Annotated in this window: 24 protein-coding genes; 6 read left to right on the plus strand and 18 right to left on the minus strand. The window is 42.8% G+C overall.

What is annotated here, in order from left to right:
• Positions 1-646 precede the first annotated feature (646 nt).
• Positions 647-1366 (minus strand): glycerophosphodiester phosphodiesterase, encoded by a 720-nt coding sequence (locus IEX94_RS01555; RefSeq protein ID WP_156854317.1) that lies wholly within the window; start codon positions 1364-1366, stop codon positions 647-649.
• A gap of 163 nt (positions 1367-1529) precedes the next feature.
• Here IEX94_RS01555 and IEX94_RS01560 point away from each other — a divergent pair, with 163 nt between their 5' ends.
• Complete coding sequence (locus IEX94_RS01560) at positions 1530-1808, plus strand: hypothetical protein (protein WP_156854315.1); 279 nt, start codon at positions 1530-1532, stop codon at positions 1806-1808.
• A 58-nt stretch (positions 1809-1866) separates the two neighbouring features.
• Here the strand turns inward: IEX94_RS01560 and IEX94_RS01565 are convergent, their stop codons facing one another.
• From IEX94_RS01565 to IEX94_RS01585, 5 genes are all read right to left on the minus strand, one after another.
• Positions 1867-3801 carry a glycosyltransferase family 4 protein gene (locus IEX94_RS01565; protein WP_156854313.1) on the minus strand — a complete coding sequence of 645 codons (1935 nt, stop codon included), beginning with the start codon at positions 3799-3801 and terminating at the stop codon, positions 1867-1869.
• Positions 3798-5588, minus strand: coding sequence for a hypothetical protein (locus IEX94_RS01570; RefSeq protein WP_156854311.1), 1791 nt, complete (start codon positions 5586-5588; stop codon positions 3798-3800). Before IEX94_RS01570 ends, IEX94_RS01565 begins: the two co-directional genes overlap by 4 nt.
• Before the next feature lie 264 nt (positions 5589-5852).
• Positions 5853-8462, minus strand: a complete 2610-nt coding sequence (locus IEX94_RS01575) for a cell wall-binding repeat-containing protein (RefSeq protein ID WP_188855772.1) — start codon at positions 8460-8462, stop codon at positions 5853-5855.
• A 175-nt stretch (positions 8463-8637) separates the two neighbouring features.
• Complete coding sequence (locus tag IEX94_RS20210) at positions 8638-8943, minus strand: cell wall-binding repeat-containing protein (RefSeq protein WP_156854531.1); 306 nt, start codon at positions 8941-8943, stop codon at positions 8638-8640.
• A gap of 189 nt (positions 8944-9132) precedes the next feature.
• On the minus strand, positions 9133-10254 hold the full coding sequence (locus tag IEX94_RS01585) for a glycosyltransferase family 4 protein (RefSeq protein ID WP_156854307.1): 1122 nt from the start codon (positions 10252-10254) through the stop codon (positions 9133-9135).
• 278 nt (positions 10255-10532) lie between these two features.
• On the opposite strand from IEX94_RS01585, the gene IEX94_RS01590 reads away from it, so the two are divergent.
• From IEX94_RS01590 to zwf, 4 genes are all read left to right on the plus strand, one after another.
• On the plus strand, positions 10533-10937 hold the full coding sequence (locus IEX94_RS01590) for a hypothetical protein (RefSeq protein ID WP_156854305.1): 405 nt from the start codon (positions 10533-10535) through the stop codon (positions 10935-10937).
• Positions 10938-11176: 239 nt separating this feature from the next.
• Positions 11177-11938, plus strand: a complete 762-nt coding sequence (locus tag IEX94_RS01595) for a threonine/serine exporter family protein (RefSeq protein WP_308425563.1) — start codon at positions 11177-11179, stop codon at positions 11936-11938.
• Between the two features lie 12 nt (positions 11939-11950).
• Complete coding sequence (locus IEX94_RS01600; RefSeq protein ID WP_156854303.1) at positions 11951-12388, plus strand: threonine/serine exporter family protein; 438 nt, start codon at positions 11951-11953, stop codon at positions 12386-12388.
• A 280-nt stretch (positions 12389-12668) separates the two neighbouring features.
• Positions 12669-14144 carry a glucose-6-phosphate dehydrogenase gene (gene zwf, locus IEX94_RS01605; RefSeq protein WP_156854301.1) on the plus strand — a complete coding sequence of 492 codons (1476 nt, stop codon included), beginning with the start codon at positions 12669-12671 and terminating at the stop codon, positions 14142-14144.
• A 291-nt stretch (positions 14145-14435) separates the two neighbouring features.
• On the opposite strand, the gene IEX94_RS01610 is transcribed toward zwf, so the two are convergent.
• Both IEX94_RS01610 and fabZ read right to left on the minus strand, forming a co-directional pair.
• On the minus strand, positions 14436-14705 hold the full coding sequence (locus tag IEX94_RS01610; protein ID WP_188855773.1) for a hypothetical protein: 270 nt from the start codon (positions 14703-14705) through the stop codon (positions 14436-14438).
• Positions 14706-14818: 113 nt separating this feature from the next.
• A complete protein-coding gene (fabZ, locus tag IEX94_RS01615) occupies positions 14819-15238 on the minus strand; it encodes a 3-hydroxyacyl-ACP dehydratase FabZ (RefSeq protein ID WP_156854297.1) in 420 nt (139 codons plus the stop codon).
• A 182-nt stretch (positions 15239-15420) separates the two neighbouring features.
• Between fabZ and IEX94_RS01620 the strand changes: the two genes are divergently transcribed.
• Complete coding sequence (locus tag IEX94_RS01620) at positions 15421-15567, plus strand: lmo0937 family membrane protein (protein WP_188855774.1); 147 nt, start codon at positions 15421-15423, stop codon at positions 15565-15567.
• A 134-nt stretch (positions 15568-15701) separates the two neighbouring features.
• On the opposite strand, the gene IEX94_RS01625 is transcribed toward IEX94_RS01620, so the two are convergent.
• The 10 genes from IEX94_RS01625 to IEX94_RS01670 all read right to left on the minus strand — a co-directional run bounded on the left by IEX94_RS01625 (position 15702) and on the right by IEX94_RS01670 (position 25131).
• Entirely contained in the window at positions 15702-16064 is a 363-nt protein-coding gene (locus IEX94_RS01625; RefSeq protein ID WP_156854293.1) for a DNA-directed RNA polymerase subunit beta, read from the minus strand.
• 18 nt (positions 16065-16082) lie between these two features.
• A complete protein-coding gene (locus tag IEX94_RS01630; RefSeq protein ID WP_156854291.1) occupies positions 16083-16922 on the minus strand; it encodes a flagellar hook-basal body protein in 840 nt (279 codons plus the stop codon).
• Positions 16923-16948: 26 nt separating this feature from the next.
• Entirely contained in the window at positions 16949-17752 is an 804-nt protein-coding gene (locus tag IEX94_RS01635) for a flagellar hook-basal body protein (RefSeq protein WP_188855775.1), read from the minus strand.
• A 365-nt stretch (positions 17753-18117) separates the two neighbouring features.
• Complete coding sequence (locus IEX94_RS01640; protein WP_156854287.1) at positions 18118-19119, minus strand: rod shape-determining protein; 1002 nt, start codon at positions 19117-19119, stop codon at positions 18118-18120.
• Between the two features lie 225 nt (positions 19120-19344).
• The gene (gene spoIIID / locus IEX94_RS01645; RefSeq protein ID WP_156854285.1) at positions 19345-19623 is read right to left on the minus strand and encodes a sporulation transcriptional regulator SpoIIID; all 279 of its coding nucleotides are present in this window, start codon (positions 19621-19623) and stop codon (positions 19345-19347) included.
• A gap of 302 nt (positions 19624-19925) precedes the next feature.
• Positions 19926-20846, minus strand: a complete 921-nt coding sequence (gene spoIIQ, locus IEX94_RS01650; protein ID WP_188855914.1) for a stage II sporulation protein SpoIIQ — start codon at positions 20844-20846, stop codon at positions 19926-19928.
• A gap of 152 nt (positions 20847-20998) precedes the next feature.
• Complete coding sequence (gene spoIID, locus IEX94_RS01655) at positions 20999-22150, minus strand: stage II sporulation protein D (RefSeq protein ID WP_229782523.1); 1152 nt, start codon at positions 22148-22150, stop codon at positions 20999-21001.
• A 250-nt stretch (positions 22151-22400) separates the two neighbouring features.
• Complete coding sequence (gene murA / locus IEX94_RS01660) at positions 22401-23735, minus strand: UDP-N-acetylglucosamine 1-carboxyvinyltransferase (protein ID WP_188855776.1); 1335 nt, start codon at positions 23733-23735, stop codon at positions 22401-22403.
• A 36-nt stretch (positions 23736-23771) separates the two neighbouring features.
• Positions 23772-24488: a YwmB family TATA-box binding protein gene (locus IEX94_RS01665; protein WP_188855777.1), complete on the minus strand. Its 717-nt coding sequence runs from the start codon at positions 24486-24488 to the stop codon at positions 23772-23774.
• A 412-nt stretch (positions 24489-24900) separates the two neighbouring features.
• Positions 24901-25131 (minus strand): DUF1146 family protein, encoded by a 231-nt coding sequence (locus IEX94_RS01670; RefSeq protein ID WP_188855778.1) that lies wholly within the window; start codon positions 25129-25131, stop codon positions 24901-24903.
• Positions 25132-25157 lie beyond the last annotated feature (26 nt).

A 25157-nucleotide genomic window follows, 5' to 3' on the forward strand; every position in this document is an offset into this window, starting at 1 on the left:
TTCTTCACTTCCTCCGAGGATATAATGATGAGATTAATAATGTAGATTCCAAGCATATTATATCAATATCGCCCACGATAAACAATCGTAGGACAGAGGGTCAGGCAACTGCGCCAGTTGGTGAGCGGGACATCGGGGTCAGAGCAAGTGTCCCAGTTGGGACATTAGGGTCAGTGTACCTGTCCCATTTTTTCACAATTCGTTCCATTCCATTTCAAATAGAGGGCAATGATTTCAGGGAGGATTTCTATTTATTAGTTAAAATTCAGATTATTGGGGATTCAAACGGGAGGCAGTTCCAATTTTATATGATGGTAGTGCATTCGGGAAGATGGAGTTGTCAGAGCACTTTCTAGCGGCTGAATGTTATTGCAGGGCGGAGAGCGGGTGGATCAGTCCTTTTATAGCGAACGAACACGGCAAATGGAAGATAGAATGGCCTTCACTGTAAATGGTAGTTGTTCTAAGGCACAAGGTTTCCTTCACGACGAATTATCTCTTCTAGAAACATAGGAGCCCGCCCTTCCTCTATAAAATCTAACCTGGGACAATGCCTCTGACCCCTCTGTCCCACCAAACTGGAACAATGCCTCCGACCCCAATGTCCCACCAAGCTGGGACAAGTGCTCTGACCCCGATGTCCCGATTAAATAGTGATTGTTTTGGGGTGGGCGATTGTTTGGTATTTCTCCAGTTCGGTTGTGGATATGAGGATTTCTGGATAGTTTTGCATGAATTTCATTTCTTCAATCGTTTGGACGGTACCGACAATCGGCTGGATGCCCATTCGTTTAAGAACAGCGAGATCGAGCTGTTGAACCGTTTGAAAATCGAACTTAAGCATATAATAAGATGCCATGAGTTCTTTCAGTAAGAAGAAATCATGAATTCCTGGATTTTCCCTAAGTAAGCCGAGTTTGATCTGCTTCGATAATATGCGCAGTCTAGCGAGTGAATGATGATTTTCCGAAATAATGAAAACATCTTCCATTGCTTGGTGCTGGCGGATGATATCATACACATTCTCCTCCAGACCGTAATAGAAACCGCTCTGTTTAATTTCGATGGCAGTTTTTATTTTGCCTTTTGTTAAATGGATGACTTCTGCGAGGGTGGGAATTCGTTCGTCATGATTGATCGGGAAAGCAAGCAATTCCGCATAGGTGAATTGATTGATTTCACCACGACCGCTCGTTACACGGTCGATGGTCGTATCACGCATGACGACGGGGATACCATCTTTCGTCAGATGCACCTCAAATTTTGTATGGGTAAAGTTCAAATCGATTGCTGCCTGAAAAGAAGACAATGTATTCTCGGGAAATTTTATTGGATAACCGCGCTCCGCAACAGCCTGTATTTTCATTAAATTCTCCTCTCGATTGGGCTACATATCGATTCTATGCATCATTACTTTTGATTATACCCAGGGAATGTTAATTTTGGATGAATTGGAGAATAAATGTTTGTAAATGGAGAAGAAAAACGGTATAAAATAAAAGGAGATTCTAGTAGAGGAGGAAGTGACGGTGTGGGATAGTAAAGTTACTTCATGGAAAAGTTATATTTTCCTGATTGCGAGCATCGTAACAAGTTTGTCCATGATCTTGCTTGGTCCGGTTGCGCAATCTACGAGTGAAACGGTGACAGATATCATCGCAGTTTTTATTATTGTTGGACTAATCGTGTCTATTGTGATGAGCATTGTTACGTTTGTCTCGAAGCGGGAAAAGAAATTGATTCCTAGTATAGCGCTCATTATCACGTTACTTAATATTGGTGTAATTATATATCTTGCGTGGTCTTAGGTGAATTTTGCATAAAGAAAGAGTGTATGTAGCCACACTAGGCTACATACACTCTTTTTTAATCGAAAACGAGTCGCATGAGTTCAGTTGTGATTTTCCCGGTGTCATAGCGTTCATAGATGTGTTGATACTCTGATAGCTGCCCACTCTTTTCCAGGTTTTTAATTTTTTCCACCGCCTCATCAACGCTTGAGACGATGAATTCATGTGGATAGATAAGATCTGCCCCTTCCCAATTGAACACAATCGGCGTTGCTCCGCTTGCCATTCCTTCCATTGGTGCAAGGTGAAATGCCTCGAGATCACTCGTGGAAAGAATGACTCCAATGTTTGTCAGCCATTCCGGGATATCGGAGCCAAATTGGGAAAAGACGACATTTTCTTTCCATGGTGCATTATTAATTTTTTCAAATACCCCTTCGAAATAGGTGATTTCCTTTTTCCTATCCTGCAGCCACGGAAAGTCTTGTGGCATTTTCCCTTTAATGTGGAGCTCGTAACGTTCGTCCTCTTGCCATAGTTTCTCAAAAATTTCGACTGCGCGGTCAATTCGCTTTAACTTCGGAATAATTCCAATGATTCCGAGATGAAATTTGGCATGCTCCTTCTTCGGGTGTTGGAACGCTCTTGTATCAACCATATTTGGGATTAACTTCAGCTTTTTGCGCGGTATCCGGTGAACTCGGTGGAATTCCTCGAGCATTTGCGGGCTGATCGTGATGACGCTCTTAACCTTTTTAAAGTCCACCTTTTTCAAAAACTTCGTCTGCAATTCCTGACGATGAACACGAATGAACAGCTTCTGACCTTGCTTTACATAATTTTGATAGAAAGCTGAGTTGCCGAGTCCCCACTCACAGAATATAATATCTGCTTTTTGCAATAGCTTCAGGCTTTTTTCTTTATTATGCTTTGTATGCCCCTTCCAGTTATCAAGCAATACTTTTTTCCCGGTCCGCGCACAACGCTCGATGAACGGGTAAAGAAATTTGAAATCATGACCGGCAAATAAAATTGTTTCTTGTTTGGCGTTAAATGATCTTAGTGCATCAAGCAATTGCTGTTCGTTTTTTTCGTAATCAAATTCCCTCGCTAAGACATAGCATTTTTTCGCTGCTGTGTAGTACATCTCCTCGTTCGCGAGTAGTTCTGGAAGGAGAGTTATTAAATCATCTGGTTGTTGGATGAATAATGGGTAATCCCTTCCAAGCAGATCGCTGAATTGCTCATTTTCCGGCAAGATAACCGGCTTTCCTGCTTTTGCATAGTGGAGGTAGGAACGGAAATCCGCTTCCAATACTACTGCAATATCAGTTTCTGTGTCTAAACTATAATAATCCGTTTCATTGTCCTTGTAACGCCAATCGAAGCTCGGAGTTTCACGTTTGATTGTTTCCATGATTTCCGTGAGCGTGTCGTCCGCTTCTGTAATTGAATTCGGGTAAACCTCTGTAATTCCGCGTCTGTTGACGATGACAGGAATCTGGGCTGAGACTTTCTCCTTCCACGGTGGAAGGTAGATTATTTTTTCCTGTAATGATTCGATGCGTCTTATATTTTCCTTTTGTTGCATCGAATCAGTAAGGATGAACGGATAAGCTTTCAGGCTGTCTTGCACCAGATTCGATTCGACTGGCAGAAATGGGATGACTCTTGCTGCCGGTAGTTTCGTAAGCTTATCCAATTCCTCAAGTGGTCCCATCCAAATTAGCGTATCGAATTTTTCGGTGATTTTTAAGTAAGTGATCGCTTTTTCATTCGTGTTGATGGCGGCTGATTTTTCTTCCATAAGTTTTTCCACTGCAAATAGTTTAACTTCTTGATTTTTAGAAATCGATGCCTTGATCACGTCATAGAGCTCGGTTGTTTCGGTCAGAACGTTGATTTTTATTCTTGTATCATTGGAAGTTATTTGCAAAAGTGAAAGAAATGCATCGTGATGGCCTGTATGCATGCTTTCAGCGATATAGATTAGAATATTTAATCGTTTCACATAACCTTCTCCTTTGGAATGAAAGCTTCCATCAAGCTGACGAGCGAATGATGATTATATTTTGTCGTTAAAAAGAATCTGGCAATAACAGGTTTGTTATTCGTAATGGAACGGTCAACAAAAGAAGTCATTCGGAAATAATACATCGTGTTGATGCAGTCTTCGATGTAAAAAGCGTCGTATTCCCTACTGCTGTCCACAACTCCAACGTACGTGCTTTTCGTCAGCTGGTCAAGCGCATAATTCTTAGCTGCAAAACTAGCGATATAAACCTGGATATTGTCCCGGGCAAGGAGAGCGTTCATTGCTTGCTCGAAGCAAGGGTACGGTGTAATGAATACGATCCAGTTAACACGACTCGCTGTCTGTTTTTCAATTGTGCGGATGACATTTTGGTACTCTTGTTCCGTACGTATTGAGAAAACAATTGTAGCGGACGGCAGCCTTGTCGCATGTTCAATATGGAGACTTTTCGTAATAAAATGCATGAAATCACGATAGTTATGCTTCCAATAAATCGTGCGGCTAATCGACCGGTAATCGTCCGCAGCTTGATCCGGATTGTTTTGATAGGCTTGGATCACTTGCTCGAGCTCTGATTCTGTTTCATAGATTCGGACTAAACTCTGGTAAATACTACCGTCCAAGGCAAGTTTTTCACAGATTACGAGATGTCCTTCTGCAAGCAGCTCCTCGATTTGTTTTTCCGTATTATTTGCAGCTTGGATGGTTTCAATGGTGATTGGCTGCTTGTTCGGTGGCTTTTGCTGTATTCGTTGCGCTTCTGTTTCCGTTTTGGATTCTGCGTTTGCTTCTGCTGTAGTCTCGCTTAGCACCGTTACTGAGGGATGTTTTTTAAAAACATCGATGGACGGTACACCGGTTGTGTACGGGATGAGATATACTGGTGTTTCTCCGGGTGCTTGTTTGTACATGTTAAAGACTACGGGATCGTGAGTCAGTACGAACTTGAAATCAGCAAGCCGCGTCAGTAGTTTGTCGCATGGTGCCTCAGTTTGTTTGTGCCAAAGAATCATCGGGATATCAGACGTCTGGCACCAAAGTATAAGCCTGCCGATTGGCGATGTCCGGTCTTGTATGTCGCCCCATTTAGCTTCATGCAGTTCGCCTGCTTCCATTAAAAGAAAATCAGGGACAGCTTTTGCGAGTGTTTTTCCCCAATTATGTGCGTACAAGCGGGTTACTTGAGTAACAGCATTTAGGCTTGTTACAGCACTTTGCGGCAGGGCGCCTGCGAATTTCAAATTATTCAAGTGACGAATAGAAGTCTTCTCTGTTCGCTCTACCGGTAAAAATGGTGACGTGAAAAGATTGTGTATCTCCATTTCTCCTTCCCCATTGATACGTATGGCTAAACGGGCAGCCTTTGTTGACGGGCTTGGAATAATTTGATGTAATTGATTTAACTGAATCGTATGTTTCTTCGTCTGCTGATTTTCTTCATCGTATTCAATTAGGTAGATCTGATAGTTGAGCGAGTTTGTCGTATGACCTTCGATGAAGATTGAGTTTTGGGAATGAAGGATGATTTTATTATGACGTTCTCCCAGCCTGGAATAACTGGAACTTGATTCCCAAAAGTTTACATATGCACTTTCTGTTGTTTTTGATTGTAGATGTATTGTATGATTTTCAATAGAAAGATTGATGAGTGACGGTTGATGGAACCAATTTTTACTGTCAAATAACTTGGTCGGAAGAAAATCGATGTGTATCGACTCTGGTTTCTTCAGTTTGTTTTTAATCTTTTCGATAAACAGCATCATAGCAATCCCTCACCTTATATATTGACTTAAATTATATCACGAAATGTGATTTAAATATATTTAATGAGAGGGAAAAGATAGGTATTTTTGAGGTTTTCACGAATTGAAAAGAGATGATTCAGAATGCTACTGGATCATCTCTTTTTATTTCGGGGTCCATTTTTATTACTTCATAAGTTCGATGGTGATTTTTTCTATGAGCGTGATTTCTCCCCTTCTTCTAGGGCATTTTTCATTACCATCAGTTTTTTTCCGTTTTTCCATTTATTCTTGTTCCGACACTACGGTAATTCTTCCTTCCTTTTCAGTTGGAATGTTATCACTGCCAAGGCGTACGAGTTGGTCTCTGAAATTTTCCCAATCCGATTGTCCAAGGTCCGTTACACGGCCTTCCGCATAGGCCTCTTCAAAAACAGTGAACCCGTCTCCGCCTTTTGCAGTGAATGCATTTGTAGCAATCGTGTAGGTTTCTTTATCTTCCACTTCCAGGAAACTGCCATCTGCTGTTTCATACTTGAGAGATATGACGCGGCTTCCAGCTGGCTCAGATGCGTCAAATTCAACTTTACCACCGGCGACATGCAGGAACCCGCCATTCTCGCTTGGGTAGTTACCTACACTTATTTCAAAGGCCTCCTTCAATTCAGCACCTGTTACATCCATGACTGCCAGTGTGTTACCAAATGGAAGAACTGCGATGACTTCCCCTACTGTAACTGGACCGGCATCGATTGGCGCTCGAATTCCGCCACCATTTTGCAATGCCATTATTACATTTTCATCATAAACCTTTGCAGCTTGCAGCATGCCATCGGTAATAACGTTTCCAAGAATCGTTTCGTTTTTACGTACACTTTCACCTGTTTCACTGCCTTTGTCCCCAGTTCGTGGGTTTGTTAGCGGTTCTTCTAAAGTTACACCAATTTCTTCCTGAGCAACTTCTTCTACTTGCTCTTTATATTTTTCAAGCAAGAGCGCTGCTTCCGGATCTTCTTCTTGTTCGCTGACTGGGATTAATTTACCTGTTTGTGTAACGACTACCCCATTTTCGTCAAATTCAACGTCAAGCAATCCAAGATTCGCATTGCCGTTCCCTGTCTGTACGATAATGGTGGGGTCTTTCGCTGCCCCAGATTCATCTGTATCCACGATGACTGGTTCCTCTAGTACGGTGTGGCTATGCCCACCAACGATGACATCGACGCCGTCAATCTGCTTTGCTAATTCTAAATCATTGTCCACTGCAGGGTTATCATCGAAACCGATATGAGTAATCGCAACAATTTTATTGACACCTTGATCTTCAAATGCTTGTACCGCTTTTTCCGCCTCTTCCAGATAATCTTCAAATTCGATATCTACTGGACTTGAAATACCGACTGTATCGACAGTTGTCAAGCCGAAGATTCCAACTTGTTCTCCTTCAACCTCTTTAATGATTCCATTGTAAATTTTCCCGTTGGCTGGATCAGAGGACAGGAGATCACTAAAAAGACCAGTGAATTTCTCATCCTTACTGAAATCGACATTACTGCTGACAAATGGGAACATCGCACCTTTTACAAAGTCAACAAGCGCTTGGTGACCTTCTGGTGATGAGCCAAGATCGAACTCATGGTTTCCGAATGTCATCGCATCATACTCCATATAATTCATGAATTCCAAGTCTGCTTGTCCAAGAAATTCATTAAAGTACAATGTACCTGTGAAAACATCTCCTGCATCAAGGAGTAATGCTTCGGGATTTTCGGCCCGCACATTATTTACAGCAGTTGCCCGTTTTGCGACTTCATCTAGATTAGCATGGGTGTCGTTCGTATGCATGATCGTTAAGTTGAAATTCTCTTCTTCTGGTTTCACGTATCCTTGCAATTGTTCGTAGATAGATGAGTTGACTGCACTTTGCCCACCGAAGATAGAAACTTCTTCTGGTTCGTTTTCTTCCAAATAAGTTGCAAGGGATGCTGGTAGCCGGTCATGAACCAGTGTTAATGCTGCGCCTTCTTTCGCTGTAAGCACTCCACCAGTGAGAGCATCGGCATAATCTTTACCAGATGCAACATAGACATTTTCTGGGTTTACATTAAATGCTTCAAGTAAGGCAATGTTTATTTCATAACGGTCTTTTCCTCGAATTCTCTCTGGTCTTGGAAGCTCGTTTGCAACATCTTTAGATATAACATTTTCTCCACCAATGATAATTGTTTCGTTAACACCAAGTTTTTCCAACTCTACATTTGTTGCTTCAGGTAGACGGTCTGAAAGGCTTAGGAGAACTGGGATTCCTTCTTGCGCTGCAATACCAGCAATCGACAATGCATCCGCAAAAGACTGGCCGCTTGCGACTACTGCCTTTTCCGCTTTACCGTCAGTCAGTTCTGCTGCAATTTGAGCTGCGGTTTCATATCTTGTATCTCCAGCAATCCGGGTAACGTTGTATCCAGCTTTTTCGATTACCTCAGCCGCTTCGTCGCTTACTGCTGTTTTTCCTCCGAGAATATGTACTTCAGAGGCTCCTAAGCGCTCTAATTCTTCTAAAGTGTCATTTAGAAAAGAATCATTCGGTGTTAATAGAATCGGTGCATCCCAAGCATAAGCAAGTGGCACACCTGCAAGTGCATCAGCAAATTCCAAACCGTTTGCGATAATCACTTTTTCAGCTGAACCATCTGCCCAGCCTGCTTGGCTAATTTCAATGGAGGTGCGGTAACGATCAGCTCCGTAAATTCGTTCGATAATTTCTGCCTTATATTGGGCCTCGGCTCGGGGTTGCTCGGGTTGGATTGGGTCTGCGAGCACATTGAGTGACATTGTTCCCGAAGCAACGATTGCTGCTGCGGATAATCCTGCTACCATTTTTCTTTTAAAAGACATTATGCATTCTCCTCCTCAACTTTTTAACTCTACTATTACTATACGAAACGAGTGTTACATTTGATGGAAGGTTTTGTTAAAAACATTTAATATAATGCTATTATTATAGATTACAAAGTAAAAAAAGAGGCTTTATGAATTTATCCATAAGGGTCTCCCTTTTTGTATTGGAGTTTTATTTTATTATTTTGTTTAGATTTTTGACGATTAAATCACTGACTGCACCTGTTCCACCGATAATGGAGATTTCCTCGTGTTTATTTTTCTTGATGTAGTTGGGAACCACATCTGGCACACGGTGGGGCACGACGACAATCGCACTGTCGTTATTCGCTGTAAGAACTGCTCCTGATCGTGCATCAGCAAAGCCTGTTCCTGTTGCACCATAGAGATGTTTATTATTTACATTGAAGTGATCTGCATGGGAGATATTCGTTTTATAACGGTCGGTACCGTCGCTGCTAAAATAATTGCAATGAATGCTATTTGTTGTTTTCTTTTTGCAAGCTTAACTTCCTCCTTTTTTGTTGGAATATCACTCCGTTACGATTCCTTTAGCTCATATTATATATATGCAAGTAATTGGAACTATTAATTGGCAGGACTATTACATCGCGCGGCGAGTTTTTAACTATCATTTTTTTCTATTTAAAAAGGACAATTGAACATGTCAATTGTCCTGATAACCTTGCTTATCATTCTTTTTATTCGTTTTTACTTTTGGCTTTTTATATTTCCAGCGAATTTTCCTTAAACGGTCAACTACTGGACGCTTTCCTCCCATAACAATCCCTGCAAGTTCGGCAAAGATATGCAAGAAAAAAAATACGAAGACGCTGATAAGGAGAGCAAATTTTAGACTAGCTTCCGAAAACAAAATCGCAAGGCCGCCAAATACAGCGCTGAACAAATAGATGATTATTACAGTTTTCCGGTGACTGTAGCCGGCATTGATTAGCTGATAATGGATGTGCTTGTTATCGGCTGCCATGATGCTTTCCTTATTATAGGCACGGCGGATGATGGCGACGAGTGTGTCGAATATTGGTATAGCAAGTACGATGATTGGTACGATGAAACTAAAGAATGCGATGTTTTTAAATAGACCAAGCATCGAGACGACGGCAATCATAAAACCGAGAAAATTTGAGCCTGTGTCCCCCATATATATTTTCGCCGGGTAAAAGTTATGATAAAGGAATCCGAGGTTCGCACCGATCAGTACGATAGCAAGATAAGCTGCCATCACCTGAGCATCCGTGACAGCCATAATAAAGATACTGATTAAGGCAATCGTCGTTACACCGGTTGCGAGCCCGTCCAGTCCGTCAATGAGGTTAATGGCGTTCGTAATCCCAACAATCCAGAGGACGGTGATGAGAACGCTGAAAAAGCCAAGATCGATCATTCCGATACCGGGGATTGTAACCCGCTCGATAATAAGACCGGATGAGACGATAAAAGATGCGGCGATGAGTTGGCCGGTTAATTTTGCTACTGGTTTAATGCTGAAACGGTCGTCTAGTGCGCCAGTTATAATGATAGTGAGAGCTCCGGCGAATATTTCCGGCAGGTGCTCATGCTGAGGCTGTAAATATACCATACCAAGCAGTGCACCTAAAAATATGGCAATGCCCCCTAATCTGGGTTTGACTTCTTTATGGATTTTACGATAGTTCGGAAAGTCCACAGCTCCGACCTTCACGGCAAACTTCTTTACCGCGTAAGTAAGCAGGAAGCTCGAAAAAAGTGCTATCGTAAAAGCAATAGCTAGATCGACAAAGTTAAACATAATATTCTCCTAATTAACATATTCAACAAACAATTTACACGTATCGATTAAATTATAACGAAAGAAAGGTTGATTGGGCAAATTTAACCGTGAGGATACCGGGACATGGGGACGGAGGCGTTGTCCCGATTTGGAGCGGGACATGGGGTCAGAGCTCTTGTCCCGGTATATCACCCAGTTCAATTGAATTTTGAATAATTTGGGGACTATTATTGGGGCAATCGCTTTGTTAGAATAAGGATGGGAGACAACGATACATAAGAATAGGGGGGATTTCTATGGGACTGTATATTTTTGTAATAGCAGCCGCTATTGCAGTATTTGGTATTTTAATGATGTATAAGAAAAATGTAGAACGACTCAAGGAAAATCCGAGTCAAGTTGCTGAAGTACATAAAAATTTCTTCATTAGTACGGCACTCATTGAAGCATTACCGATTGTTTTACTTATCCTAGGATTCGTCAATGTCGAACCGGTCCCGGTCGATCAGATTTATCTACCTGTTATTATTGTTATTATGTTAATTGCGTTCTCGGTCTTCTTTGTCTTCTTGCAACGAGCTGTAGGTACTGATGAGGACAGCAAGCAGGTTGTAACTAGCTTTTCGATGATTGCGATCATGATGTCGAATGCCATTCCTATTATTGCGCTTGTGTTTTTATTTTTGTCGGTGCAAGGATAATGTGTGGAATAGATAGCTACATAAGGAGACACTCGTTCCGATGAGTGTCTTTTTTGTTCTGTGCGGGACAGATGCCCTGCCCCCAGTGTCCCACTGAAGTTTGGGACAACAGCACTGACCCCAAAAAGGCATCTCCCCTGGGACAGTGCCTCTGACCCCAATGTCCCGCTCAAACTGGGACAGTTGCCCTGACCCTGTGTCCCGGTGTATGATTTGGGTAGGTGTTTTTTTTGAGGGGGTTGGTTTGGTGGTTGGTTTGGGTTGATCGGGATAGTATTGTGAAGGTTTGTATGATAGCTGGGAAGATTATGTTGATGAGCGGGGCGGAGACGCATCGGGTGGAGGATACGATGAATCGGATGGCGCATGCCTTTGGCGTCGAGAGTGCGCAGAGTCATGCTACACCTACTGGGATTAATTTCTCAGCTGGGATGACCGAAGTGAATAACTTTGTGCGGATTTTAAAGCGCCCGACTGATTTGCATAAAATAGCCGAAGTGAATAGTATTTCCCGGAAAATCATCGCCGGGGAATTAAGCCCGGAAAAGGCATACCGCAAACTGCTAAAAATTGAAGCGGCCCCTCCTGTTTATACGGTTTGGCTGCAGATTATAATTGCTGCGCTCGTGAGCGGCTGTTTTGTCATAATGTTTCAGGGGACCTGGACTGATTTCCTTCCAGCCTGTATTGCCGGTGGGCTTGGCTTTGCGGTAATGGCTGGGATGGACCGTCTTCTTGAAATCCGTTATTTGGCGGAGTTCTTCGGTGCTTTCGTCATTGGAATCAGTTCTTATCTGTTGATTCATTATGGATTTGCTTTGGAACTCGATAAAGTGATTATTGGAGCAGTGATGCCGCTCGTTCCTGGGCTCCATATTACGAATGCCATTCGCGATATGGTAGCGGGACATCTGCTTTCTGGAATATCTAAAGGTGTCGAAGCGACATTGACCGCGTTCTCGATCGGTGCTGGTGTGTCGCTGCTATTCGCTTTTGTCTAGGAGGGGGTTCTTTTGACGATACTTGCACAACTTATTACAAGCTTCATTGCATCAAGCGGATTCGGAATTTTATTCAGCGCCCCGAAAAGAGCCCTCATTCAATGCGGATTCGTTGGGATGTCCGGCTGGATGCTTTATTATTTTCTGACACCAGCGGTTATGAATAATGTTCCAGCGACGATTTTTGCAGCGATGCTTGTATCGGTGCTCAGTTATTTCTGTGCCCGCCTGTTTAAAGTGCCGATTATCATTTTCAATATTTCCGGAATCATCCCGCTCGTGCCAGGTGGGCTTGCATATAATGCGATGCGTCATTTTGTCGAAAATGATTATACGACAGCAATTGAGCTATCGGTTGAGGTTGCATTGCTTGCTGGTGGAATTGCGATTGGATTAATGTTTTCAGAGGTCATCCGGCAAGTTGTCGTGAAACTGTCGGTTCATAAATAAGATAAATAACTTCAGCTTGAAACAGTACACACTTCTGAATATTTTTTCTTTTAAACAATTCACTGACTTTCAGTTCGTATCTATTGCTAAATTTCTAAACTCCATTACAATAAAATAAAACTTCATTCTGCGGGGTTTACTTTTTAACCTAACGGAATGTTTAATAAAATAATCGAGCCGTTACTGGAAGGGCGGATCTCCCACTTTAAAGTTTGAAGTAGGAGTCTTACAGCCAGTTACACTGCGATAATTTTTATTCCAATAAAGTGAGGGAAGTTTGATGAGTGAACAAATAAAGCCAAAAGTTTTAATTACAATATTTGGAGCAACAGGTGACTTAGCTAAACGTAAGCTATACCCTTCCATATACCGCCTTTTGCGGAATAATACGATTAGTAAAGATTTTGCCGTAATTGGACTTGCACGTAGAGGATGGTCCAATGAGGTGTTCCGCGATAATGTAAAGGAATCGGTTGAACAAGCATTTGGTGAGTGCGAGGAGTTGGATGATTTCGCGTCACATTTCCACTATCAATCCTTTGATGTGACGGATAAGACAGCTTACGACCGCATGAAAGAATTAGTGGAACAGCTTGAATCACAATACGACACAGAAGGAAATCGGTTATTCTATTTGGCTATGGCGCCGGAATTTTTCGGACAGATTGCAAATAGCCTGCAGGAATACGGCTTGAAAGAAACGCCGGGCTGGACACGCTTGATTATTGAAAAGCCGTTCGGTCATGATTTGGATTCGGCAAAAGAGTTGAATAACCAAATTCGGGCAGCGTTTGATGAGGAGCAAATCTATCGGATTGACCATTATCTTGGAAAACAGATGGTACAAAACATTGAAGTTATCCGGTTTGCGAATGGAATTTTTGAACACTTGTGGAACAACCGATTTATTTCCAATATCCAAATTACGTCGAGTGAAACGCTCGGGGTGGAGGACAGGTCGCGCTATTACGATGATTCAGGGGCGATCCGGGATATGGTGCAGAACCATATGCTGCAAATGGTTGCGCTGCTTGCGATGGAACCGCCGATCAGTCTGACAACGGATGAAGTTCGTTCGGAGAAAATTAAAGTAATGCGTGCGCTTCGGGAACTTGACTTAGATCAGGTTCATGAGTATTATGTCCGCGGGCAGTATGGACACGGTGTTGTAAATGATAAAGAGGTCGCCGGTTATCGAAAAGAATCGGAGGATCTCATCTTTTCCAATACAGAGACGTTCGTGGCTGGGAAAATTTTAATCGATAATTACCGCTGGGCTGGGGTTCCGTTCTATATTCGAACTGGAAAGCGAATGCCAGAAAAGCGGACGAAGATTGTCATTGAATTTAAAGATATACCGATGAACCTGTATTTTAAGAGCGAGCGGGAACATCATCCGAACTTGCTTGTCATTAATATTCAGCCGGATGAAGGAATCGCCCTTTATCTGAATGCGAAAAAATCTGGTTCTGAGGCACTTGCGGAGCCGATTGAGCTTAGTTATAAACAAGGCGCGATGCCAGCAATAAACACGCCAGAAGCGTATGAAAAACTTCTATATGATTGCATGATTGGTGACGCGACAAACTTTACACATTGGGATGAAGTTGCGTTGTCCTGGCAATACATCGACCCGATCTTAAAAGTTTGGGAAGATGAACAGCCGAACTTCCCGAACTATGAATCCGGCTCGATGGGACCGAAAAAATCAGACGAACTCCTCAACCAAGACGGCAACCACTGGTGGGAAGTTTAGCTGGGACACGGGGTCAGAGACCTTGTCCCAGATTTAGCGGGACACGGGGTTGGAGCGGGACGCGGGGTCAGAGCTCCTGTCCCAGATTTAGCGAGACGCGGGGTCAGAGCTTTTGTCCCGGAACTACAAAAATGGGTCATTCAAGAAATCATCTTGAATGACCCATTTTTTTATTATATATGCGGTGACGATGGGACTCTTATTAAGTGGGACAATTACACTGACCCCAATGTCCCGCCATCTGCGTTCTATCTGGGACAGTTGCTCTGACCCCATGTCCCGCCGCGCTCATTATCTCTGGCGGGTGTCGTCTCTGTCGAGTTCTTTTTCTCTTTCTGTGTCGTCTCTTTCGATTATGTCTTCGTTGTCGTTGTTGTCGCCATTATTACCATTGGTTCCGTCGTCGATGTTACCTTGGTTGTCATCATTTTGGTCACGTGGTGTTTCGTCAATTGGTTCGTTATCATTATTGTCATTGTTGTCGTTATTTGTCGCACACCCTGTGATCAATGTAAGTGCTAATGCAAGTGAACCAATACGGAGAAGCCATTTATTCATCATCTGTGTATGCCTCCTTTTCCTTAAAGTAGTTGCTCGAATTTAGCATAACCACTTTACCCGAAAGTCATACATTATACACATAAAAGACGATATCGCTCCTCCTAACACACTCCCTACTGAATCGCAAATGTAATCTCCGCTTCACAAGCTAGCTCACCATCAACGGTTGCCCGGCCTTTCCCTTTCCCGATCGGCCCTTTCATCCGTGTAATTTCCACTTCAAGTCGCAGTTGGTCTCCTGGTTTTACTTGACGTTTAAAACGACATTTATCCAGTCCTGCGAGGAAGCCGATTTTCCCTTTATTCTCTTCCTTATTCAGCACTGCAATTGCACCAACTTGGGCCATTGCCTCAACAATCAGCACGCCTGGCATGACCGGATATTCGGGAAAATGTCCTTGGAAAAACGGTTCATTGATTGTTACATTTTTAATGCCTACCACGCGTTTCGCTTCGTCCATCTCTACAATTTTATCGACTAATAAAAATGGATAACGGTGCGGGATAATTGCTTTAATTTCTTCCGTATTCATGTTTTAATCTCCTCTTTTCACCATGATAAAGCAGGGATATTTAAAATGATGCTTCCATATCCTTTTGCTTGCTAGTTTTGATTATATCAAGTTTGCATGTTTGACTCCAATCGAAAACGGAAAAAGAAAGGCAAGTGCATTTCTCAAAAATCAACCTTAGAAGTAGTTAGGAGGAAAACAAAATGCTCTGGTCAATTATTGTTCTATTGCTCGTATTATGGCTATTAGGCTTTTCATTTGATGTTGGCGGCGGTCTTGTCCACATACTTTTAGTTATCGCCTTAATCGTGCTTATTTTCCGTTTAATAACTGGAGGACGGGTCGATTAACTTTTAATTAAAAATTGCAGCCTAACGAAAGCTAATACACTCACAAAAAGGACATAGGATTTCCACCTATGTCCTTTATCATTTACCACAATATAACTTGTACGTGTGGCTCTTATACGAGAAGAAGTGCCACTTTATTCTTTTGTAACGATGTCGATGATATGTTGCCAGGTTTCCACCTTAAGTGCGTCTGTCGGGGTTCCGTCGCCAATGATTCCGTAACCGATCATAAGCCCTGCTACAAGGGCAAATACGGCGAGAATCGCAACAATAATAATGCGCAGCCAAATCGGGAAAATCCGTACTCTCGATTGCTTGTCCCGCTGTTCACTTCGCCTTTGCTGCTCTTTTGTTTCAGGACTTTTTGCCTTCGATTGTTTTTTCTCGGCGGCAAGTTCCGCTTTTTTTGCACGTTTATTTAGCTTTTTATCCTCTGCTTCGCTGGATTTTTCTTGTTTCTTTCCTATTCCAGCTAGTCTTAATTGCTTTGTTGACATCGTTTGTTCTCCTTAATCTTAACTTCTCAGTTGATTGATGAGTCCCATCATCTGATCGGTCGTTGAAATCGTCCGGGAATTAAACTGGTAGGCACGCTGAGCCACCATTAATTCTGACATCTGAGTTGCCAAATCAACATTCGCCTGCTCCAACATCCCACTTTCAACTAATAAATTGGTAACTCCGATTTGCTCCACAACTTCATCCATCACATAGCCCAACTCACCAGCATCAGGCAGACGGAAAAGATTGCCACCAGCTGCTTCCAGTAAATGTGGCCGCGTAATTTCGACAATGCCAATTGCACCAACTACCTGCAGCTCACCATTCCGTTCAACGACGATTTGCCCATTATCGCGAACCTCGATTCCCTCGAAGCCACTTGCAATTATAATTCGCTCACCATTTTGCCCAAGGACGGGTTCGCCATCGCCATTTGTCAGCATCACTGCATCCGCCCCTGCACTCGTCGGCTGTAAATAAAAACTTCCATCGCGTGTGTAATTCGTCTCGAGTGCTCCCGGTTCCCCCGTTTGAATCTGGAAAAAATGCCTTTCATTGCGAAGGGCAAGATCGAGTGCCCGGTTTGTCGTCTGTAGAGATCCGATAGAAAAATCATTATTAATTGCTCCAAGCTTTGCTCCAGACCCAACACGAATTCCTTCTGGCGTTAGTCGATTCACCGCATTTTCCGGGGTGTTTAGATTATTGATTTGCTGGGTTAAAAGGGAGGAAAATTCCGAGTTTCGTGTTTTATAGCCGGGTGTTTGGCTGTTCGCCATATTATGTCCAATCAAGTCTAATTTCTGTTGCAGCTGATTCATCGTCACAGCTGCCTGAATCATCGTCCGCGACATCTAAAAACCTCCAATCTAAATCCTGTTTAACCGAGGCGGCCGATATCTGACACTGCTTTTCCTAAACTTTCATCATAAGCCCGTAACACGCGCTGATTCAGTTCAAACATCCGGTAAGCATTCAACTGGTCTGTCATCGTCGCCTGCGCGTCCACATTCGACTGCTCTAGAAAGCCTTGCAAAACAGTAAATTCAGCATCAGCCGGTACCGCAATTGATTCGCCGTCGTACAGGTTATCGCCTTCTTTTGTTAGTTCATTCACATCGTTTACGTAGGCTAGTCCTAGCGGAATCGTTTCCGTATCGGTCTGAAGCATTCCCGTATCCGTCACGGTAAAATCTCTGCCACCTGTCTCAATCGGTGTACCAGCGTTATTTAACACGTAATAGCCCTGATTCGTCACAAGAAAGCTGTTCCCGTCAATGGTGAAATTTCCGTTGCGAGTGAGGCGTTCTTCCCCTGCTTCATTTTGTACACGGAAAAAGATGCCACCTGTCTCGTCCGGTACTGCATCTTGCGTTATAGCAAGATCTGTTCCGATATTCGTCTCGCGGATGCCGCCCTGCGCAAAATTAGGTACGAATTCCTGGACATAGACTCCGGTATTAAGCGAACCGATTGTCTCACTTATTGGGAGATGCACGTTCCGATTCACCGGTAACTGTTTCTTCCCTTGGGCTTGAATCAGCATTTCAGGAAATGACCGGATTGTTGCTTGATCCGCCTTGTATCCTGGTGTATTTATATTTGCCAGATTATTCCCTAATGCTTCCTGATGACGCTGCTGGGTCATCATGCCACTTGCAGCAGTGTAGAATCCTCGTAACACGCGATTTCCTCCTTTTTAGCGTTCAGGATATTTTGAAAAATTATTGAATTACTAATAAAAATCTGTGGATTATGAACTGAAAGTTGCTAGCAATAACCTTTTCCGTACTGCACCTAGCACAAACAAGATGAATTCTCTTCTTAAGTAAGCTTCTTGCGACTTTGCAACGAATGTTTCTCTACCGTGAAAAAACTACCTCGGAAGAACCGCTTCCCGTCCTGGGAGACACAGTTTCTACGTTGCGTTGCCGCGACTACTGCTATGTGCTGGTACAAACGCTCTTCGGTGGGACAAGTAAAAGCAGTCCCAAGCCCGCGAAACGATTCGCCCAACTTACTGTAAGGGTCGCTTAGCACCTTTCAATCTTATCCAATCTTTTTACCTTCGATCTTATCAATGTTTTCAAGCATGATTCCGGTTCCTTTAGCAACACAGCTCATTGGCTCTTCCGCCACAAATACAGGCACCTTCAGCTCTTCAGCAAGCAATTGGTCCATACCGTGGATGAGCGCCCCTCCGCCAGTGAGAATGACACCACGGTCGATGATGTCAGCAGATAGTTCCGGTGGAGTCTGCTCAAGAACCATTTTCGCAGCTTGTACAATTACATAAACATATTCACGAAGCGCTTCTTCAATCTCCTTGGAGTTTACCGTTATTGTTTGCGGAAGGCCACTCACCATGTCTCGACCACGAATCTCAAGGGATTCATCGCGTGAACCTTCAAAAACGGTTGCGACATTGATTTTAATTTCTTCGGCAGTCCGTTCACCGATTAGGAGCTTATATTTTTTCTTAATATACTGTAGAATTTCTGCATCAAAATTATCCCCTGCCATTTTAATGGACTCAGAGGTTACAATGCCACCCATAGAAAGAACGGCTACATCTGTCGTTCCTCCACCGATATCGACAACCATGTTTCCACTCGGCTGGTAAATTTCCATCCCAGCACCGATTGCTGCGACCTTGGGCTCTTCTTCCAGATACACTTTCTTTCCGCCTGACTTTTCCGCCGCTTCTTTAATCGCTTTCTGCTCGACTTTGGTAATGTTCGTCGGGCAGCAAATGAGCATGCGCGGTTTTGTAAACAGGCCTTTAACATTGATTTTATTAATAAAATGCTTTAACATCGCTTCAGTCACATCAAAATCAGCAATTACCCCATCTTTCAACGGGCGGATTGCTTCTATATTTCCAGGTGTCCGACCAACCATGCGACGGGCTTCTTCTCCGACTTCCAGTACTCTTCCAGTATTTCGGTCCATCGCTACTACAGCTGGTTCATTCAACACAATTCCTTTTCCTTTTACATGAATCAAAACGTTGGCGGTTCCAAGGTCTATTCCAATATCTCTAGAAAACATTCTATCTAGGTCCTCCCAAATTAACTTGTCTTACATCGTGATTTAGACACAATGCTACTATTAACATATTTTATCACAGTTTGTCACATTTAACTTCTTTTATTGATAATTATTTTATGAAATTTTTGTTGTGCTTGACGGCAGATAGGGATGCGGGTTCATTCTGGGAAGTTCTGTAAAAAAATGGGCTACTAATCCCGGGAGGCGACTAGTAGCTTGGGGGTATTAATTCCGGGAGGGGTTTACCTTCAGGCGGCCTTCATTTTTATATTTCTGTCTCGTTGCTTCCCCGCCACGCAGGTGTCTGATTGCTTTATGATATTCCAGCACTTCTTTCACCTGTCCGGCAAGTTCGGGATTGATCTCAGGTAAACGTTCAGTTAAATCTTTATGGACAGTACTTTTGGAGACCCCGAATTCTTTGGCAATTTTCCGGACTGTCTTTCTCGTTTCAATCACATGCTGTCCAATACGGATTGCTCTTTCTTTGATGTAATCATGCACACCGTTCGCCTCCTAAGTTGATCGTTCTGAGGTGTCATCTCTTATCTCTTCAACCGGGGCTCATTATTTAATGCTGTCAACTGAACCGAAAAGTGAGTCTATGTAATTTGCATCATTGCGGGAACGGAAAAAGTCACTACTATGCTCCTTCACCTCAGCACTAAAATCTTGGTTGGTTTGTAACATTTTATTACAAGCACCAACCGAATATGAATAAATCTTTTTGGGACTAGGGGTCAGAGCATTTGTCCCACCACGCAAAAACACCTTGGCCTGAAATGCCAAGGTGTTTGCTTGTGTGTTTATTCTTCTGTGTCGTCTTCCGTTTCTTCTGGTTGTTCATCTTCAACTTCCAAGTCAGCGTCGGATTCATCTAGTTCAGCATCAGCGTCTTCATCCTGTTCATCCGCTTCTTCTGGCTGCTCGACTGCATCCGTTTCTTCTGTTGGTTCTGTTTCTTCCGCTTCTTCTGTTACACCTTCTGATTCGTCCGCATCCTCCGCTACATCCTCAGTTGATTCAGCTGAGTCCATGAGTTCAGCAATGTTTGCAAGCGGTTGGTTCAGCAATGCTTCCGGGTTCACAGGTGTATCACCTTTTCGGACTTCGAAGTGAACATGGTTGCCATGCTCTGTTCCGAATTTATTTTTCCCGGCTGTACCAATTGCTTCTCCTTGTTTTACATTTGCATCTGCTTCAACCTTCACATCGCCAAGACTCGCATAATAGGTTTTCACATCGTCACCATGATCGATTACGACAACATTCCCTAAAAGCGGGTCCTCTTTCACTTCAGCGACTGTACCACTTAACGCAGCGACTACTTCAAAGCCTTCCCCATCTTCTGTTGTAATATCAATACCTGTGCTTTGATAATAACGATTGTTGTAATGGATTAGGGCATTTACCTTCTCTGATTCGTCTGCGTTATAGTCAAAAAATTTCGTTACAATCTGCGCTTCTTCAGTGTTTTCGATCGGTAATTGTACGACTTCTTGTTGTTCCATGACAGGCTCTGCTTCCTCTTCATTTAGAACCGGGGAATACTCTTCGGACTGTTCCCGCTCCTCGACAATTTCCTGATCGTCTCCATTATTTTGGTACCAGACAACTGCTGAGATTAATAGAGCTGCTAGAACCAAATAAAGACTAGGGAAGAACCACTTTTTACGGAAAATGCGTGTCCAACTTTTTTTTGGACCGAATTTGTTTTCCTCATTCATCTTCATCACCTCAACAACCATTCTGTTCAGAAAATAGAAAATCTATACATCTGCAAGGAAATATTTTTCATAAACATGTATTATTTTGGTTGTTAAGGGGAAATTAAGCTGTTACTTGCCAATATTATCAGTAATCAAGGAAAAACCCCCGTCTATTTCGAGACGAGGGTCGGAGCTGCTTCATCAAGCGTACTTATATCTATTCCCTGATAGTAATGCTTCACGATATCTTCATAGTTCTTTCCTTCCTTCGCCATACTATCCGCACCGTACTGACTCATGCCGATGCCGTGACCATTTCCTTTCGTCGTGAAAATATAATGATCATTTGCTTGTTTAACGGAGAAATCCGTGGAACGGAGCTCAAGCTTATCGCGGATTTCCCTTCCTGTGAATGTGTTTTCATCCATTGTAAATTGACTGACGCGGCCACTGTCTGAGCGGGCAATCGTAATATGATCAGCCGCATCACTGGATAACGTAATACCAAGACGCTCTTCCAGTTCGGCTTTCGTAAATGTTTCCTGATTAACGAGCTTCGGGTTTTCTAAATCCCATGGGCTTGGCACGCTCCGTAGATAGGGCAGCTCTTTTTCCCAATAGTCCTCCGAGTTTTCCGTATAGCCATTACTCATCGAAAAGTAGGCAGGCATGATCGGAGCATCTTCATACGTTAAAATTTCTCCACGCGTCGATTCCACCGCAGCTTTGATTTTTTTAATATTGTCTTCATAGGCACTGCCCCATAGCTGCTTTAATTCGTCATTGTTCTTATATACCTGATCTTGCACGGTATCTGTAATATCGTAGGAATCCTCATCATTTGTGAGGAGATGGTTAACTGTATACGTCCGAGCTGCAATGGCTTGAGCCTTCAGTGCCTCCATTTCGAAGGTTACAGGCATTTCCGCAGCAACGACACCGACAATATAATTCTCCAGAGAAACATCTTCAACGACATCTGCTTTCGTTCGCATGACCGCGACGGATATGGCTTCCTGTTGTTGTTCATTCATAATTGTAAAATCATCCGCCGGCTCTGTTGCTTTATTATTTTTGTTCTGTGGCAGCACGATCAGGCTCGGAATGGCAATAATAAGGATAAACAGGGAAGCAACCAGCAGGATGAGCGGCAGCCGGTAAGAGAGCTGGTGATGTTGGAAATAAGCAGAACCCTTACGTTTAATGAAAGGGGGTGGCTTTCGTTTCATTGTTTTAAACTTCGGCTTGCTGGATACTGATTTCAATTGTGTCTTTTTCTTGAGTAGTTTCTGGATATGGGCGTTTTTCTTCGGACTTTTCACAAATTCCCTCCTCGTCGCTGATTTGCCGTGAAGAGGAGTTTCACTTCCCCTTATGCACAGCCTAGTATTGCAATCTACTATTATATTTATACGAAAAAGTTAGAAATAGACCTGTGAATTGCAGTTTATAGGAAAAAATATAACGGTTTAAAGGCTATAAATACAAATAACCCCTACCAGAATTGTTTTTTCTGAAATAGGGGTGTTTAATTTTGTATCCAGGCGTCCGAACTGCCCGACGGTTTATTTTTTATAATAACTTTGCAATTGCTTCTCCGCTTAATTCGTTTGTTTCTGTAATTGTTTCAATCACATTGTCGAACTCATCAACACGGACAATGTCAGCACCTAATGCAGCAAGCTTTCCAACAATATTCACATAGCCGCGGTCAAGATGCTTTAATTGAGTGACGCGGGTATGTCCTTCTGCTACAAGACCAGCCAAAATAAGCGCAGCAGCAGCGCGTAGATCGGTTGCTGCAACTTCAGCACCTTGCAGGTCATTTAGCCCTTCTACGATCACACTGCGACCTTCAATTTTGATTTTAGCGTTCATTCTTCTGAACTCTTCTACATGCATGAAGCGATTTTCAAAAACCGTCTCGGTGAGGACACTTGTGCCATTTGCTTTCAGCATCAAAGCCATCATCTGGGATTGCATATCGGTAGGGAATCCGGGATATGGAAGTGTTTTGACATCGGTTGATGTAAAGGTTTCCGGTCCGATCACACGGAGTCCTGTGCCTTCTTCTTCAATCGATACACCCATTTCTTCCATCTTGGAAATAACGGAACGGAGATGTTCGCTTTCCACATTTTCCACTAAAACATTTCCACCTGTAATTGCAGCTGCAGCCATGAAGGTTCCTGCTTCAATCCGGTCAGGAATAATCGTATGCGTTGTGCCGTAAAGCTTTTCCACTCCGTAAATACGGATGGTTTCTGTACCTGCTCCAACGATATCAGCACCCATTTTATTCAAATAATTGGCTAAATCAACTATTTCAGGTTCTTTCGCAGCATTTTCAATAATCGTCGTTCCTTCTGCAAGGGATGCTGCCATCATGATGTTCTCGGTTGCGCCAACACTTGGCATGTCGAGATAAATTTTTGCACCTTGAAGACGACCATCCACTCGTGCTTCAACGAACCCATTGCCGACATGAATGTCTGCTCCCATAGCTTCGAAGCCTTTCAGATGAAGGTCGATGGGACGGGATCCGATGGCACATCCACCCGGCATTGCGACGTTGGCATGGCCGTAGCGGGCAAGTAATGGTCCCAGAACAAGCACAGATGCGCGCATTTTTCGTACATATTCAAATGGGGCTTCTGTAAGTAATTCCTTGGAAGCATCAATTTCCACGGTATTCGTATTTGCATTAAATTCTACATCGGCATTTAGATTTCTCAGTACTTCATTAATTGTATAGACATCAGCTAAAACAGGTACGTCTGTTATGACACTCTTGCCTTCGCTGGCAATTAAACTCGCAGCCAAAACTGGCAATACGGCATTTTTGGCACCCTCTACTTTTACTGTGCCGCGTAGTTGCTGTCCACCTCTTACGATGATTTTTTCCATATTTATAAATCTCCTTCAAATCCTTATTTCTAGATATTAGTATTCAGTAATTAGGATAGGTGTTCCTATCGTGTAGACAAGCTCTCCTGATTCCTTCTCGGCTGTGGCAATTTGCACGTTATAAGGTATACCTTCCAGAATGAATTTGTCATTCCATAGTGGTGTATACCCGTAAATCAACTTTTTAAGCTTGGACATTTCGTATGAATCATACTGTTCTTCTATATGTACCAGCTGTAGCGATTCTGTCAAATTCTCCATAATCGCCCTATTCCCTATTGTATCATCTTCTATCACTTCAATACAAGTAAATGATTTGACATTTGTGTGGAAAAGTTTATTCAGAAGATTTTTACGTGTCTCGTCATATTCCTGCTGGACTGATTCGTTCCATGAGTCTCCTTTTAGGACGGCAATTAGTTCTACTTGCCCTGGATTTTCCTTCGCTATAATCATTCGTTTTTGGGTTGTAATTAATGCCGGTTTATCGGCACTAACAAAGTTAAATATTATACTATTTTCATCTTCTGTTCTAGATACGAAATAACTATTTTTTTTATCATTCACAATTTGTTCAAAGTCAGTTGTGTGGATTGTTTCTTTCAGGGTTACTTCCCAGCCTGTTAGTGGTAATTGGTTCGTAGTTGTAATTTCTGTCAGCGTGTGTAGTGGGTCTATTTCTGTATGTGCAGGAGTTGATCCTGTCAGCGTTATAAAGGTTGCGATTAGAAAAGATATAATGAACTGTTGCATAGTCGTTACCCCTCTCCATTTGGTTATTTCCAGTATGGACAGGAGGCAGAAATTTATTCATAGATTGGTAGAATGAGAGATTGACTAAGATTCTGAAGTAAAGAGTGGAGAAATAAATCCGAACAAGTTATAAATGGAGCATTAAAGCTTGAAAATACTTCACTTTAGCCGTGGGCGACTGGCGAGCCGCAACGAACAGTGCATTCTGTCGCTTCTCACCTAGGCTTCCCATCTAAATCCCGATGAATAAGAAGCTCTCGTGCCGGTGCTGGTCACAGGACGTGACTGTACTTGCCGGACCAATGAAGTCTAGCGTATATTCCCGGAGCTAAAAGAAAAATTTGTTCGGATTTAATCCATATTAGTATATATGCTCCGCCCCTTCATTGAATAACCTTTCCATTCGTTAACGTTAAAACAGATAGATCAGATCCTGTGACCATTGTAAGATGTCGAGGACGAATCTGCTGACTCCTGTTCCAATCATGATGGCAAGGAAGAGTAGGAAAATCCTGCCATCTTGTGGATGGTCTTTTCGAATAATCGGATCAAAATTCAACTTGAGCATGACTCTCCATGTGAGCCAAATGAAAAATATATGCGAAATCATTCCAATTAGCGCAAACTGTCCAATTGAAAACATAAAACGACCTCCCATAAGGAATATTA

The organism is Oceanobacillus indicireducens (assembly GCF_014647195.1).
Classification (GTDB): Bacteria; Bacillota; Bacilli; order Bacillales; family Amphibacillaceae; genus Oceanobacillus; species Oceanobacillus indicireducens.